The sequence below is a fragment of the Clostridioides sp. GD02404 genome, from assembly GCF_045898275.1.
In the GTDB taxonomy this organism is placed as follows: Bacteria; Bacillota; Clostridia; order Peptostreptococcales; family Peptostreptococcaceae; genus Clostridioides; species Clostridioides difficile_A.
Genome location: NZ_JBJOCA010000001.1, coordinates 255,300 through 271,580, shown reverse-complemented (window position 1 = coordinate 271,580; position 16,281 = coordinate 255,300). Strand labels below are relative to the sequence as shown.

Here is a 16,281-nt window from a genome sequence, read left to right as displayed (position 1 = left end):
TATGAAAAGAAAATAATATCTTAAAGGAGGTTTTTTCTGTTGAACTTACAAGAAAAATGGATAAATTTGTTAAATCCAATATATATTGAAGATGAAGCAAAAAGAAATAAAATTCAGGTTATAATATTTTTTTCTATAACTTTTGGTCTGACTTATTTATTGGGTTTACTATTGTATTTCAAGGAATTTATTGACTCAGAAAATTTTGGATTATTCATGATGATATTACCCTTATCTTCTGTTGCTATCGCAAAATTTTATACAGAAGGAAAAACTAATGATAGGTATAAGTTTTATTCATTGATAATATTTTTTTTCCTTTTGTACTTTTTATTATTTATTATTGATTTATTAAAGTTAATAACAAATAATGAATTCTCAATAATGAATATTGTATTAACCTTTATAAGTAGTTTATGTGTTATTATTTATTCTTCTAAACCAACAGATTTGTATCTTCTAAAAAATCTAAGAATAGGTATTTTATTAATTGTCTACTTTATATTTTCTCAAATTATTTTGGGATTAATAATAAGTAAAAATCAACTTAACTATAATGGTATTTTATATTATATCCTTGTTCCTATAACATCATTAATATATATTTATCATTTTTTATGTGAAGAATATGGTTGGAGATGTTATCTCCAAAATATATTATTTAATAAATTTGGGAAAAGAATAGGAATTATAATGGTAGGCATTTGTTGGAGTTTATGGCACTTACCTTTACAATTTACATTATATAGTCCAAATAATCCGATACTTGGAAGTGTAATTCATTTGATATATGGAATTGGACTTTCTATATTTTTAGGTTATGTCTATATGAAAACTAAAAATATATGGTTTTGTTCTGTAATTCATGCTTTAATTAATAGTTTAAATGTTATTTGTAATAGTTCTGAAATCCCACTTAACTATTACGTTATTTTAGAGAGACTTATATTTGTATCATTATTTTATCTTCCTTTCCTATTTACAAAAGAATATAAACAACATACATAAGAAATTATATTTTAAAGGAGGTCTTTTCTATGAAAATTTGGAATACCTATCTTATACTTATTGGAATAGGAATTATAATATTAACTACAATAATATTCTTAGTTAAATATAAAATTGGTTTTTGTAGTAATGAATATTTAGATAAATTAGAATTAAAGTATGGAAATATAGATAGAAAAAAGACTGTTAAACTGGAAGTACTTTATCGATATGTAATAGGACTTGAATACATGGCAATAGGCTTATTTGCAAGAAATTTAGGAATTGCAATAATAGCAATGATATTAGTTGTTATTATAACAACATTGTTATATTATTTAATTAGAAAAAGATATATAACTGTATAAAAAGCAATCCCTTATAAAGATTAAGTCTATTATTATCATTTATCTTTATATAAAATCATTCGACAAATTGCTGATATAAACTCTTAAATATGCTATAACTTAAAGTATATTATATAACAATCTAGGAGGAATAGTATGGATTTTGGAGAGGTTAAACAAGATTTAAGTAATAAATATCTTGAAGATAACAAAGAAAACTTAAATAATTATAAAAAATATTATTTAAAGGTTTATAAGCATTATAGTGAAATGGATTCTATAAAAGTATTCGAGATATAGAAATGGAACAGACTAGACTTAAGGGGCAATTACAAAAAAATAATAATCCTATATTTGCTTTGTATATATCTATAATGGCTGTTCTTTTTTCTACAATAATTAATTTAACATTTGATTTATCGGATATAGCCAATTATTTTATTAAATCAGCGATGACCTTCGCACTTATTGTAACTCTTACTATTTTAGTTAATAAAGGAATAATTTCAATAGCTATACCTTATAGAAGTAATATACAATTTTATACAACAGCTCTAGAAGTACTAGAAAGTATGAAAAATGAAAAACTTAGAGAAAGAAAATATAAAAAAAGAAGGTAACAACTGGAGATAGTTGTCACCTTCTTTTTCTATACCTAGTATTTAAGTATTGAATATTTTAAAATTGGTTACTTGTTTAAAATATTAGTTACTATTATTTTCAAGTTCTCTAGATTTTTTTCCAGAGTTTTATTTATATCATCTATACTAAATTGTATATATAATATACGTCAATAAGGGATGTTCAATCTTTGGTCGAAGAGAATGTCCCTTATTTTTATTCCTCTTTTTCTAATTCTTCATTAATCTTTTCTTCAAGCCAAATAGTTTTAGTCTTGTTCTGCTTTTTTAAATGTTCTTCAATTTTTTCTACTTTCTCTTTATCTAATAGAACACTGAAAGTTTTCTTATTCTGTCGTCTTTGCTTGAAGTAATCTGCTCTACTGCTATCAGTAATAATTTTCACCTCTTTTCTGTATTGCGATACTTTTCAAGAGTTTTCACCATTTTTTTCTAATCATTTTACTCAACCGACCAATCTGAGCAAAACAAAAGCACCTACCATTTAAGTAAGTGCCTAATTTTTGTTTCAAATCCACATTAAATCTTTATTCAAATTTTATTGTCCCTAACTCTATCCAGTTTTCTTTGTAAAGTTCTGGATATCTCTTTTTTGAATCTTCTTCAGATGCCCCATTATCCCCATAATTTATTGATTCTTCTAAATTCGTATAATTTGTTAAATTATATTTTAATACAATTTCTTTGACATTCATCTTCTTCTCAGTTAATATTTTAACTTGTGCATCAAATTTATCATGTGCTGGAACTTCTTTATTATCTAACTTATCAGTCACTTTTATATCTTTAATTTTTTTATCCCAATCTGTACCATCTGCATTCCATCCAGCTTCAAACAATTTTACAGGTCTATCTGTTGTATTTTCTACAGTTACATTTACAATCTTATATTCATAATCAGCAGCCTTTTTTGCATCTGACCCTACACCAAAATATTCTCCATTTTTATTAGGAGTTCCATCTTTATCATAATCGCCTTTCATTTCTTCTTTTGAAACATCTTTAACTGTAATTCTAATTCCATCTATTTCATTTGGGTTAGACCTTTTTTCTATCTTAGGTACGTCATCATAGTCTTCTTCATCATCATTTGAGGAACATGCAACTACTCCCATACTTAGTAAACATAATATGATTAATAAAAAAAATCTTTTCATTTCCTAAATCCTCCATATTTTTTTATTTCATAATATATTTCAACATAAAATATGGATTTACCTTTATTTTCATTAAATATCTAATTAGTCATAATACATGTACTTAAACATATCTAGCTGTACAATCTATATCTTTTTATAAGTTCTATATATTTGTTCATATAATCATGTCTACTTTATCGAATAACAAAAGCACCTACCATAAAAGTAAGTGCTTCTCTATTCTCAATATGTTTTATATTAATCTTTATCTATATCAATTACTTTTATAATATACTCATTAAGTATCTTTCTTATTCTTCTAGTAAAATTACTACCTGCTCCCCAGTCAATTTGAAATAATCCAGCACCACTACCAGTTGAAACAACTTTAACTAGTGTTTCTTCTGTTGTATTTTCACATATAACTAAAAGACCTGTATTACTGCTACTCCTTACATAATACCTATCAAAAGCTGTGATTAATATAAATTTTCCATCTCCTAAATTATAAGCATCAGTAAAAATGATGTCTGCATCCATGTTTTCTTCTATCATTTTTTGAGCTTCTAATGGTGTCATTTTTACAGTAAATACTTCTTTTGCCATATCATTCATCACACCCTAAATAAAGATTAATTTTTATCTTAATAAAAACGTACTTCTTTATTATTTTCTAGCGCTTTTATCAAACAGTATTCCTATTCCTCCTAATAAAGCTAATATAGAACCAACGTTTCTATATTGTGAAATAGATTGTTCTAAATAAATATCGTATTTACTAGCATCCACTATTACACCATTTTGATTAATAAGATAATCTGCACTAATTTGACCTAAACCTATGCAACAAAATAGAACCATCATTCCAATTACAAAAGCAAATATACATATCGTTTTTAAAGTCTTTTTCTCCATAGCTATACCTCTTATTGTTTAGATTTATTTGCTGATTTTTACTAGGTGATATACTATCTATATTATACTATACAAGTAAAATTTTTACATTATAATCACATCCTTTCATTAAAAAAACACCTACTATTCAAGTAAGTGTTTTTCATTATTTTTAATTTTAAATCCACATAGTTAATATAAAACAAGTAAAGGCTGGATTAAATGAAGTGTATATAGCAACATTTACATTCCATATAGTTAATCTAAGACCCCAAAATAAACTAAGTATTTCCAGTACCTACACATATACAAATCTCTTAAATTTGCAATGAACTATAAGTAGTGCAATTGATAACACTTATCACACAACCACAATGCCTTACATTGCAACTGTTAAAATCTACTTTATCACAAATATCGCTCACTGCAAAATTTCTATATTCTTATTATATCATAAAATTCAAACTATAAAATTAAAATGGAATAATTTATCAATTTAAGAGCACCTACATATTTGTAAGTGCTTACTATATCATCTATTCTAATAATACCTTTTTCTTTTTATTATATTCTTCCTGTGTTATTGCACCTGAGTCTAACAACTCTTTTAGTTTCTTTATTCTATCTAGTGGGTCAATTCCACTAGATAGAATATAATTATTATCATTATTTTTTTCGTTTAATGCCTTTTCTTCTTGCTTTGTCATAATTTCATACTCATAAAATTCTACATTTTCTGCTGATTCTGTACCATTTTGGATACTTCTAAAATTTTTAATTATAGCACTTTTACCAATACCACCATCATCCTTTGTATAAAACTCAAAGTCTGGCTTCCAAATGTAATATTGCTCTAACTGCTTTGCTATATAGCCTATAAATAATTTACATTCTTTAGAATCATTAAATTTCTCATTCTGAACAGCTAGGTCAAATGATCTAACATCAGAACTATTGTATAAGCATAATATATCCACTTTATAATGGCTCCCTCTATATTCTTGAGATATTAAAGAATCTAATTTTGCTTCTAAATCCTCTTTTGAGATTTTTATTCCATATTTTTTAATATGTTTTTCTCTATCTATTTCTTCTTGTATTCTTCTTCTTTCCATTTCTTTTTCTCTTTCTACAGTTTCTCTTTCTACAGTTTCTCTTTGTGTCTTAACAGTCTCAACTTTACTATCTGCTATCAATGATTTATCTTCCCAAGTTGCACAAAGATAAATTGAATAAGTGAAAAAAAGAACTGACACAAAACCCATAACTATTTTCTTTTCTATAAAAGAATATATAATCAATAAAAAAGCTATCATAACTAAAATATATTGCATAGAAGAAATAGCTATTATAAGTAGTGCTATTGTTATTATTGGTACTAATATCCACATTGTAAAATTCCCCCACAAATTACTCATCTCACTCAATATTATAGCATAATTTGGCAAAACAAAAGCACCTACCATTTAAGTAAGTGCTTTCTTAATTTACAATTTTTACAATTAGATTTATTCATTAATTTAGATTCATTATCATTGTTTATAAAAATTAACATTAATTATTGTCAAAACTGGCAATAATTAATGTTAAAATTTTTTTATTGTGGTATAATAAAAGCAAGAAGAACTACAATTTATTTAGAAGTAGAGTGAAGTTCTAAACAGTTTAATGCTTATTTTTTTGAACTTAAATGAAAGTTTAAGCTCAACGTCTAAGGCACTCTCTCGCACAGAGTGGCTTTTTATTTTTTTGATACATAGACAAACTATGTAACAGATTAGACTATCTGTTAAACTAGCTAATACGCTAATAAAAAAATTATCCATACATATTCACCTTCCTTACCAATGTTGGGAGGATAATCTTTTGTATGAACTCCACTCTATAGATTGTAAGTTATATCTTATTGCGATAATTATTATAACACATATTATTACATATTTTTCCTATATATTATTTTTTACATTATCATCACATCCTCTCAATAAAAAAACACCTACCTGAGTAAGTGTTTTTAGTATTTTTAATTTTAAGTCCACATAGTTAATATAAAACAAGTATAATTTTTACTTTATCTCCATATTCAAAAACCTTTACATATCACATTGTTAATATAAAACTTTATACAGGTATGAGAAAAGGTGAAGTATTAGGCTTATTTGGGGAAGATATAGATTTAGAAAATAATATAATTAAAATTAGAAGAAGCTTAGTAAGGAAAAAAGATTCCAATTTTGAATTAGATCTCCCTAAAACAGATTCTTCAATAAGAAATATTAAAATTGGTGATACTCTATCTAAAATATTAAAAGATGAAAAACTAAATCAAAAAAAGCAGAAAGTTAAAATAGGAAAATGGTATAAAAAAACAGAATATAATTGGGTATGCAAAAAAAAGATTGTTCATTTGTAACTCATGGTGATATTGACATGGCAATAGCAATAATAAATAAAGATTTAAATATTGATTTCAATTTTCATTGTTTAAGACATACACATGCTACTTTACTTTTAGAAAATGGTGCTAATATTAAAGATATACAAAAGCGTCTAGGTTACAGTAAAATAACTACAACAATGGATACTTACTCTCATGTCACACATAAAATGGAAAGTGAAACAGTAAATACTTTAGAAGATCTCAGAATATAATTTGCCACCGATTTTATAATACGGTGGCAAATCAGCATTTTTTCACTCTATTTATCATCTAATTCGTTGAAATCTAGCGATTTAGTTACAAGTACTTGAATTTCAGTTACAAATTCCTCTACAATCCCAGTCTCATGTATATCTATCTTGTATATTTCTATAGGTGCAGCAATTACTTTATAATTATTTTCTTTTATAAATTTAAACACCTTTTCCATATATATTTTATTATTAGAATTGCTTCCAGCATAGTTTAAAGTTACATAATATCCCTCATCAAAAACTATATTATATATTTCCTCACTATTCTCTAAAAAACAAAATACAGATTTAAACTCATTAAATATACCTTTGCTGATTGCCTCAGTAGAAAAAGCAGAACCAATATTATTATTTCCAAGTATATTAAATCTATCTTCGTATTCTTTTTGTAATTTTTGAATCAAAAAATCAAAATCCTCATCTCTTTTTATATCAGCATTTAACTCTAAAGCTTTTCTTTTTTCTATATATACAACCTCTATCTCATCTATTTTTGTATTTTGAATTACACTTTCAATTGAACTTAATCTTTTTATAATATTTTCCTTATGACTTATAAGTTCAAATATTTTTTTATCAATTAATTCTAACTCTTCATTTAAAATGCTCTTTGTAGACTCTATACTTCTATCATCTAAATATTCTTTTATTTTTTTCATTGGAAAATTCAAACTTCTAAACTCTTTTATTAAATTTAGTTTCCATATATCTGATATGTTATACATTCTATATCCATTTACATCTCTAACTGGCTTTAGAATACCTATTTCTTCATAATACATTAATGAATCTCTTCCAATTCCATATATTTTAGATATCTCTCCTATTTTATAGTAATCTTTCATTTATACAATAAAATCCTCCATAATCTTATTTTTATTTTATAATCTATATGTTTCTATCTATAACTATAGTTTTAGAATATACTAAAAATACCTCTAAAACAAGGATACGAAAATAGTAATCTGTAATCACCCATTAAAATCTATTTATTTTCCTATTATAATATTTCTAATTTTAATCTTTATAAACAACATTTTTAGATTTGTAGTTTTTTACACCTATAGATATTATGTCTTTTTTACAATATTTTTTATATTAAAATAAATTTCTATAAATTATCATTTTATTGATTTAGTAAGTTAATATTTATTATGGTAAAAATATAAAATTAGACTTAATTCAAATAACTGAAATTAAGTCTATGAAATCATTGCTATGATACGAATTTATTTATAATAAATTAATTATAAATAAATTATTTATTCATAAAATTATTAAAATTAATATTAGCTATAATGAGTTCTATAGTGTCAACTGCATAATCTGCAATCTATCTATTTATAAAAAAATATGATATAATTGCATTCAAAAAGGAAATCTTTCAATACTCGAACTTAATAATTAACTAATTTTATCTAAGATTATTACTAGACTAAAAAATTTTTATTTTTAATATTATAACAAGTAAGTTGATACATCTAGGTTTGAAATACTTATTAAAAATAGATTAGTCAAATTATTTATAAATTAACATTTAAATATTTTTAGCATAAATATGTTTATCGTCAAAATTTCAAATATCTTATGGAGGAATACCATGCAAAATTATGATTATATAAAAATGTTAAATAAAAAGGTAGAACTATTAGCTAATGAATTAGATAATAGAGATTATAAATTAAAAGTCTCAAATGAAATAGATTTTTTTTCTAAAATACCAAACAGGGAGTTTGTATACCAATATATTGATGACTGTATTTCAAAAAATATACATATTGGAGTTATGTTATTAAATATTGATAACTTTAAATTATTTAATGATATATATGGATACTTGGTTGGAGAAAATCTATTAATCAACCTAACTCAAGAACTGTTGTACTTTATTCCAGAATCAAATGGAATAGTTGCTTATCTAAAAGGTGAAGGATTTTTAATTGTAATTCCTAATGTATCAAATGAAGAACTAGATAATATAGGTACAACCATTATAAAGAGTGCTAGAGAATTAAAAGTACAACTTCCTAATGAAAAAGAAATATACTCTAATGTTACATTTAGTATTGGTAGTACTATTTGGGATGGCGAACCAAATGTAACTACTTTAGTGATTTTCAATCAAGTATACAGTGCTTTAAAAAAGGCCAAAATAGAAGGTAAAAATAGATACATACCATTTGATTTTGATGATAATAATTTTTATAACAAATTGGAAAATGATAAAGAATTTTTATACGAAATATCACATGCTTTACAAACTAAACAAATTGAAGCATTTTATCAACCACTCTATAATATAAAAAACAATACTATAGTAGGATGTGAAGCTCTTGCTCGATGGAGACATCCCATTAAAGGACTTCTTACTCCAGATAAGTTTATACCTTTATTTGAGCAATTTGGTTTAATAACAGAATTAGATTTATATTTATTTGAAGAAAACTGCAAAAATATAAGAAGATGGATTGATAACAATGATGTTTTTGTTCCAATTTGTTGTAATTTTTCTCGTCTTCACTTTTTTAATCCTAATTTTCCAAGTATGCTAAAAGGCATTACCGAAAAGTATAGTGTTTCTACATCAAATTTCAGCATTGAAATCACAGAAAATGTATTGCTAGAAAATACAAATACTATTATTCAACATTTAAATGAGCTTCGTTCTTATGGTTTTTCTGTATCTATGGACGATTTTGGTTCTGGATATTCATCTTTTGGTATGTTGCAAAATCTACCTTTTGATATAATCAAAATTGATAGAATATTTTTATCTCATAATTTGAATGATTTCAAAAATGCAACAATTTTATACTCTATAATAAATATTGCAAGAGCTCTTGGAATGCTTACAGTGTGTGAAGGTGTTGAGACAGAACAACATGTAGAATTTATTAAAAGTATAAATTGCGATATTGCTCAAGGTTATTATTATGCAAAACCTATGGAATGTGCTCAATTTGAAAAATTACTATCTAAAGAAAATAATTCAGGAGAAATGTTTATAAAATATTCTGATATAGGAAAATCCTTAGTAGAAAAGATATTTGATGAATTTTTTATTATGCAAGACATGAAAAAACTAAAATCAAATGTAACTGAAGATATTCAATGGTCTGACTTTTACAGCAAAACGGAAATTACATCTTTTGCTAAAATAATAGAACACTTTGAGAAACATATTAAAGGTAAAAAATTTTCTATTCTTTATAAAAGTATAACTCCACATGATACTGACTCAAATTTATTATTAATTAGTGGAGAAGCTGTTTTATCAGATGAGTCTGCTGAATATCAAAAGTATAGTAATTTCTATTTTAGTGCAAATTGTATAATTTCAGAAAATAGATTGCTTTTAAAAAAATTAAACCTAGACTTAATTAAAACAGCTGGCTATATAAATGAGTTTGAATCATATTCTATACCTAAAATGACAAACACTCATCTTGATGAAAGTAATATTTTATCACAATTTTATTCAATGTTACCTGTAGGTATAATTCGTTATGATTTATTTGGTGATATGATTATTACTTATATGAATGAAGAAATGTTTGATATTATAGGTTATACAAAAGAACAATTTTTTGGTGAGATGGGTGGTAACTTAAGAGCAATTGTTCATCCAGACGATTTAGACTTTATTTATAAAAAGAGTTTGGAAATGATTGATACAAATAAAATTGAACCTTTTTTATATAGATTTATAAAGCGTGATGGTCAAATTGTTACAGTTATGTATACACAATGTAATCTATATGCAATTGACGGAAGAGCTATTGCACAAGGTATGTATATAGATATAAATAAAATAAAAAATTTAACAGAAGTCTAATCCAAAACCCTTTATTTTAAAGAAACTAATATATTTAAATAAATTTTTCAAAGTATTTTATAAATGTAAGCATCTTTCATTAAGTTATATTGTTGATAGAGTAAAAAATTTTGAATCTATGATGATATACTTATATAAAACACTGTTTAACAACATTTTTAATTTAAGTATATTAATGTATAATATAACTGAGATGTATAATAAAAAGAAAGGGGGAATATCATGAGTATACTCCTAAAAAAAGCACCTAAATTTGCAAAACATATTATAATAAACTTTTATGTAAATAGAGATATTGATGAAATATTAAAACACCTTTCTAAAGATATCACATGGATTGGACCAGGAGAACAGGAATTTCTCACTTCTTTTAATGAAATAAAAGATTATTTTTATGCAGGTCAAAATGAAGTACCTTCTTGTGATATAAGTAATGATACATTTGAAATTGTAAGTGAAGATAAAAATAGATGTATGGTATTAGGAAAATATACTGTTAGTACTAAAGAAAATGCACAAATGGTCTTAGAAGTAAATCAACGTTGCACATTTGATATAATTGAAGATAGAGAAAGATTACTAGTAAAACACATGCATATATCAAATCCTTATGGTGAAATGCAAATTGATGAATACTTCCCTACTAAAATTGGAACACAAAGTTATGATTATTTACAAAGATTGTTAAAAGAAAAAACAGAAGTTATTGAAATGATTACAAATAATATCAATGGTGGATTAAAGGGTAGCAATGATGATGATACATTCTCCTTTTTCTATGTTAATGAAGGATTGCCTAAAATATTGGGATATACCTATGATGAGTTTATCGAAATGAGTGGTGGTACCGCAGTAGGAGCTGTATATCCACCAGACTTGCCTAAAGCGCTAGGAGATTGTGAAAGATGTTTTGCAAATGGAACTACATATTCAACTGAGTATAGAATACGCAAAAAAGATGGGACATTAATGTGGGTATTGGATTCTGGAATGAAATCGTTAAATAATGATGGTGTAGTAAAAATTAATAGTATTATTACTGACATCACTCAACTAAAAAATATCGAATCTGAACTAAAATTAGAAAGAGAACGCTATCGTATTGCTCTACAAAATATTACAGACATTATGTTTGAATATGACATTGGAAATGATAATTTGATAAAGTATCAACGTGTAGAAATTGACAAGAAAATTGAATTAGAAAACTTTGAAACAAAAAATTATTCTAAATTGTTAGAGTCTGGAGCAATCATTCATCTTGATGATATTGGCAAATTACTAGAAGTACTTCGTGGAAACCTTAGAGAGACAATTGAAATAAGACAATTAAACTCATTAACTAGAGATGAATGGAGATGGATTCGTGTTCAGTGTTCAGTTATCTATGATAGTGACCATAATCCTATCAAAACAATTGGTGTTTTGAAAGATATAACTGAAGATAAATCTAAATTAGAAATTTTAATTAATCAAGCTCAACGTGACCCACTAACACAACTATACAATCAAAGAGTATCAGAAAACTTTATACAAGAGTACTTCTGTAGTTCTGATAAAAAAACTAGTGATGCTCTATTAGTTATTGATATTGACGATTTTAAAACTGTAAATGATACTTTTGGACATTTAGAGGGGAATGAAGTTTTAGTTGCTGTATCAAAAATATTACTACAAAACACATGTGATAAAGATATAGTTGCTCGCATTGGTGGAGATGAATTTATGATATTTATAAAATCATTAACAAATGATTTAGTAATCAAAGCTACTAATAATATTTTAAATGATACAAGTAAAATAAAAGTGAAAGATAATCATAAAATAACACTAAGCATTGGCATTGCTTTTGTTAATGATTCAATTAAATCATATAAAGATTTATTTTCTAAAGCGGATAAAGCTCTGTATATATCAAAAGCAGCTGGAAAAAATCGTTATAGCATATGTGAATAATAAAATTATTATATTATATCTTTGCCTAAAAATAACTTATAACTTAGGTATTGTTATTTATAATTATATTAATCATAAAGTATATGATTATTTAAAAACAATCATCATATACTTTATGATTATTTTATATAAATAAACCTTTCGAAACTTTATATTTAAACTCCTTCCCTAATTCCATATAAATTTTTAAAATAAATTTATCTAAAGACATAAATCCAGTTTATTTTTAATTTTATTTTTTATATAAATTAATCATCATTTTTAAATATATTTTTGGCTTATATCATTGCCTCTGAATTATATCGATGATATACTGATACTATTTAAAACATCTTTCATCTACAGAAAGGATTACTATATGATGAAAACAAAAAATTTAAAGAATATTCCGTTTTTACTTACAGTCTTTGTGGATATTTTAATGGCAATTGCAGTTTTCTATCTAATGAACTATGTACAATATTTACTGCAATCAGATGTTAAAATTAATTTAACTGAAATTGTAACACAAAATAAAGATGTAATTACAAATAAATTAATGATGGAGGTTAATAATTTAGACCTTGTTTCCAACCAAGTGTCAGAAAGATTTTCACAATCAAAAGACAAAAGTCAGGATAGTTTAAAATCTATAGCTTTAAATTATTCAAAAGAAAAAAATGATGATAGACTTTTCTTTGCATCAGAAGATGGAAAGGCAACTTTTCCAAATGGAAAAGAACTTGATATTTCAGGAAGGCACTATTTTAAGCTAGTTTCTAAGGGGATTCAAAACATATCTGAACGAATAGTTTCTAGATTAGATGGAGAGGACATTTTTGTTATAAGTGTTCCTATAGAATCTCATGGAGAAGTTATTGGCTCAATTCAAAAACAGTATACACTGAAAGAAATGTATAATCTCTGTTCAGTTTCTCTATTTTCTGAAAAAGGTCATATGTACATTATTAATAGTCAAGGATACATTCTTATAAGTTCTGAGCAGGATATATACAATAGAGAATCTGATAACTATTATAGAATGATTTTTTTACAGAACCCAGAGGTTTCTAAGAGTCTAGAGAAAGATATACAAAATAATCATTCAGGCATTATGGAAACAGAGCTAAATGGTGAAAAATATTTTTCTGCTTATACTCCTATAGACAAAGTCTATGATTGGTATTTAATCTCAAGTGTATCTACTAACGCAGTTTCAGCAAATACAAATATTGTTATTAAGTTATTCTATTTTATTTTATTGGTTGTTGTAATGTTTTTTGGTTTTAGCATGATATATTTTTTATATTTAAAAGACAAACAACAGACTAAGTTAAAAAAAATTGCATTTGTAGATACTATTACACAAGGCAATACATATACAAAATTTATGTTTGATTTACAAAATCTCCTACGCACAAATGTAAACAAGCAATTTTATATTTTTACTTTTGATATTGATAATTTTAAATACATAAACAATTTTTACGGATTTGATGTTGGAGATAAAATTTTAAGAAAAATTAATGAGATTTATACTAAGAGACTTTCTATAAATGAACAAATTGCTAGAGTTTATAGTGACCATTTTGTTGTTCTTCTAGAAGATGCCTCTGAACAAAGACTTAATTCCTTATTTGATTCAGAATTAAAGATAGAAGGTGTTACAGTATACCTTTCTGCTGGTTTATATCCAATTATTAATCGAGATGAAAGCATCAATCTTATGGTTGATAAAGCAAACATGGCAGCTCAAAAAATTAAAGGGATGAGATATAAAAGAGTGGAAATTTACTCTGAGAAGTTTGATAAACAGATGATTCACAATGAACAAATAAAGAGAGCTATTGAAAAGGCACTTGATAATGATGAAATTATTCCTTTCTATCAACCTAAAGTTGATATTAATAGTCACAAGTTAGTTGGTGCTGAAGCGTTGGCACGTTGGAGAACTGATGATGGAAAATTAAGACCTCCTGGTGAATTTATTTCAGTATGTGAGAAAACTGGATTAATTACAGCTGTTGATATGACTATATTTGAAAAGACTCTAAAATTTATTAAGAGAAATTTAGAAAAAGGTGTGAATTGTGTTCCAATTTCTGTAAACTTTTCGCGCATGCACTTTCTTAATAATGACTTCTTAGATGTACTTCTTCAAAAATTAGATGAGTATAAAATACCACCTCATCTAATTGAATTAGAACTTACTGAAACTATAATTTTTGATAATTATAAAATGATTGAAGAATTTATAAACAAAGTACATGATAATAAGCTTCAAATTTCTATGGATGATTTTGGCTCTGGTTATTCCTCACTACATATGCTAAAAGATATGGACATAGATATTTTGAAAATTGATAGAGGCTTCTTAAAAGATACTGCAAATAGTGATAGACAAAAATCTATTTTTGCTGCCATTACTCAGATGGCAAGAAGTTTAAATATCAAGGTGGTAGTAGAGGGAGTTGAGAATATAGAAAATGTAGAACTTATGCGAGAGTTTGGATGTTCTATTGCACAAGGCTATTTCTATTCAAAACCTATAAGTGAACAAGATTTTGAGAGACTTTATCAGGAGGGAAAAATATAATGAAACGTATTATAAGTTTGATTTGTATAGCAGTTCTTTTTTTAGTTAGTTTATCAGGATGTGAAAGTGCAAAACAAAATGTAAAAATTGGTGTTTCTTTTGGTGTTGGAAGTGCCACACGTTGGCAACATGAAAAAGAATATATGGAGCAACAAGCTAAAAAACTTGGTGCTGATATAGAGGTACGCCTTAATCAAACAGATAAACCAAAGACACAAAAACAAGATTGTTTTGAAATGATAGATAATGGAATTGATGTCCTTATTATTACTCCACGTGATGTAAATAAAGTTCAAGAAATATTAGATTATGCTAAGGAAAAAAATGTACCAGTTATAAATTATGCTCGTGTTGTTTTGGGTGAAAAAGTTGACCTCTTTGTAGGATATGATAGTAGTAGAATTGGACAGAGATTAGGTCAATACCTTTCAGAAATAGTTTATGATGGAGATTATATTATACTTCAAGGTGACACTGGTGACAATAATGCTAAATTATTGTACCAAGGAGCAATGAGATATATCTCTCCTATTAAAGACAATATCAATATTCTTTTGGATGCTCCTGTAAAAGGTTGGTCTCCTGATGAAGCAAAGAAGATGGTCATTGAAGCAGTAAGTTCTAATAATAACAATATAGATGCTATTCTTGCCCCAAATGATAAAATAGCAGGAGCATGTGTTGATGCATTAAAAGAATTAGGAATTTCAAAACATGTAGTTATTACTGGTATGGATGCAGAAATAGATGCTGCTAAACGTATTGTTGAAGGTACACAAGATGTCACAATATATATGGATTTAAATGAGCTTGCTTGTACTGCTGTGAATGAAGCAGTTCATATGGTAAAGAATGAAACTATAAATGTAAATTCAGAATTTGATAATCAAAGTGGTAGTACAATTAAAGCTAACCTTATAACTGGTCAACTGGTTACTAAAGAGAATTTAGATAAAATACTCATTGATAATGGTTACTTTACTAAAGAACAAGTCTATGGTAAGAATTAAACTTTAAGTATATAAAAATATCAGATTATAAATATTTTATTACAAATACTTAATATTAATATAGTCTATCAAATAACAACTTATTTATATAAAAAAGTGGACTCTTAAAAGAGTTCACTTTTTATTTTAAATATAAAATTGTCTGTCTATAAATGCAAATTTTTTCTTAGAAACTTTCACATTCATAATTTTTAAATATTAAG

General features: G+C 25.6%; 16 protein-coding genes. 10 read left to right on the top strand and 6 right to left on the bottom strand.

From position 1 onward, the window contains the following. Positions 1-39: 39 nt before the first annotated feature. The 4 genes from Q3287_RS01240 to Q3287_RS01225 all read left to right on the top strand — a co-directional run bounded on the left by Q3287_RS01240 (position 40) and on the right by Q3287_RS01225 (position 1,954). A complete protein-coding gene (locus Q3287_RS01240) occupies positions 40-1,008 on the top strand; it encodes a CPBP family intramembrane glutamic endopeptidase (RefSeq protein ID WP_054276389.1) in 969 nt (322 codons plus the stop codon). Positions 1,009-1,037: 29 nt separating this feature from the next. Continuing rightward, positions 1,038-1,355, top strand: coding sequence for a hypothetical protein (locus Q3287_RS01235; protein ID WP_407963379.1), 318 nt, complete (start codon positions 1,038-1,040; stop codon positions 1,353-1,355). A gap of 135 nt (positions 1,356-1,490) precedes the next feature. Beyond that, positions 1,491-1,634: a hypothetical protein gene (locus tag Q3287_RS01230; protein ID WP_407963378.1), complete on the top strand. Its 144-nt coding sequence runs from the start codon at positions 1,491-1,493 to the stop codon at positions 1,632-1,634. 2 nt (positions 1,635-1,636) lie between these two features. Further along, positions 1,637-1,954: a hypothetical protein gene (locus tag Q3287_RS01225; protein ID WP_407963377.1), complete on the top strand. Its 318-nt coding sequence runs from the start codon at positions 1,637-1,639 to the stop codon at positions 1,952-1,954. Positions 1,955-2,171: 217 nt separating this feature from the next. Here Q3287_RS01225 and Q3287_RS01220 read toward each other — a convergent pair whose 3' ends face one another. From Q3287_RS01220 to Q3287_RS01200, 5 genes are all read right to left on the bottom strand, one after another. Then, positions 2,172-2,360, bottom strand: a complete 189-nt coding sequence (locus tag Q3287_RS01220) for a hypothetical protein (RefSeq protein ID WP_054276387.1) — start codon at positions 2,358-2,360, stop codon at positions 2,172-2,174. Between the two features lie 142 nt (positions 2,361-2,502). After that, positions 2,503-3,132 carry a hypothetical protein gene (locus tag Q3287_RS01215; protein ID WP_407963376.1) on the bottom strand — a complete coding sequence of 210 codons (630 nt, stop codon included), beginning with the start codon at positions 3,130-3,132 and terminating at the stop codon, positions 2,503-2,505. 240 nt (positions 3,133-3,372) lie between these two features. Continuing rightward, a complete protein-coding gene (locus Q3287_RS01210) occupies positions 3,373-3,720 on the bottom strand; it encodes a DUF6054 family protein (RefSeq protein WP_407963375.1) in 348 nt (115 codons plus the stop codon). Positions 3,721-3,780: 60 nt separating this feature from the next. Then, positions 3,781-4,029 (bottom strand): hypothetical protein, encoded by a 249-nt coding sequence (locus Q3287_RS01205; protein ID WP_167640078.1) that lies wholly within the window; start codon positions 4,027-4,029, stop codon positions 3,781-3,783. 515 nt (positions 4,030-4,544) lie between these two features. After that, positions 4,545-5,399: an SHOCT domain-containing protein gene (locus tag Q3287_RS01200; RefSeq protein ID WP_407963374.1), complete on the bottom strand. Its 855-nt coding sequence runs from the start codon at positions 5,397-5,399 to the stop codon at positions 4,545-4,547. A 740-nt stretch (positions 5,400-6,139) separates the two neighbouring features. Between Q3287_RS01200 and Q3287_RS01195 the strand changes: the two genes are divergently transcribed. Further along, positions 6,140-6,421, top strand: a complete 282-nt coding sequence (locus tag Q3287_RS01195; protein WP_407963373.1) for a hypothetical protein — start codon at positions 6,140-6,142, stop codon at positions 6,419-6,421. Further along, positions 6,394-6,660, top strand: a complete 267-nt coding sequence (locus tag Q3287_RS01190) for a tyrosine-type recombinase/integrase (protein ID WP_407963372.1) — start codon at positions 6,394-6,396, stop codon at positions 6,658-6,660. The genes Q3287_RS01195 and Q3287_RS01190 overlap by 28 nt, the downstream gene beginning before the upstream one ends. A gap of 47 nt (positions 6,661-6,707) precedes the next feature. Here Q3287_RS01190 and Q3287_RS01185 read toward each other — a convergent pair whose 3' ends face one another. Beyond that, on the bottom strand, positions 6,708-7,547 hold the full coding sequence (locus Q3287_RS01185) for a MerR family transcriptional regulator (RefSeq protein WP_074178959.1): 840 nt from the start codon (positions 7,545-7,547) through the stop codon (positions 6,708-6,710). Positions 7,548-8,302: 755 nt separating this feature from the next. On the opposite strand from Q3287_RS01185, the gene Q3287_RS01180 reads away from it, so the two are divergent. From Q3287_RS01180 to Q3287_RS01165, 4 genes are all read left to right on the top strand, one after another. Beyond that, positions 8,303-10,537, top strand: a complete 2,235-nt coding sequence (locus Q3287_RS01180; protein WP_407963371.1) for an EAL domain-containing protein — start codon at positions 8,303-8,305, stop codon at positions 10,535-10,537. Positions 10,538-10,759: 222 nt separating this feature from the next. Next, positions 10,760-12,493 carry a diguanylate cyclase gene (locus tag Q3287_RS01175; protein WP_407963370.1) on the top strand — a complete coding sequence of 578 codons (1,734 nt, stop codon included), beginning with the start codon at positions 10,760-10,762 and terminating at the stop codon, positions 12,491-12,493. A 361-nt stretch (positions 12,494-12,854) separates the two neighbouring features. Continuing rightward, entirely contained in the window at positions 12,855-15,068 is a 2,214-nt protein-coding gene (locus Q3287_RS01170) for an EAL domain-containing protein (protein WP_407963369.1), read from the top strand. Then, complete coding sequence (locus Q3287_RS01165) at positions 15,068-16,078, top strand: substrate-binding domain-containing protein (protein WP_407963368.1); 1,011 nt, start codon at positions 15,068-15,070, stop codon at positions 16,076-16,078. The genes Q3287_RS01170 and Q3287_RS01165 overlap by 1 nt, the downstream gene beginning before the upstream one ends. Positions 16,079-16,281: the final 203 nt, after the last annotated feature.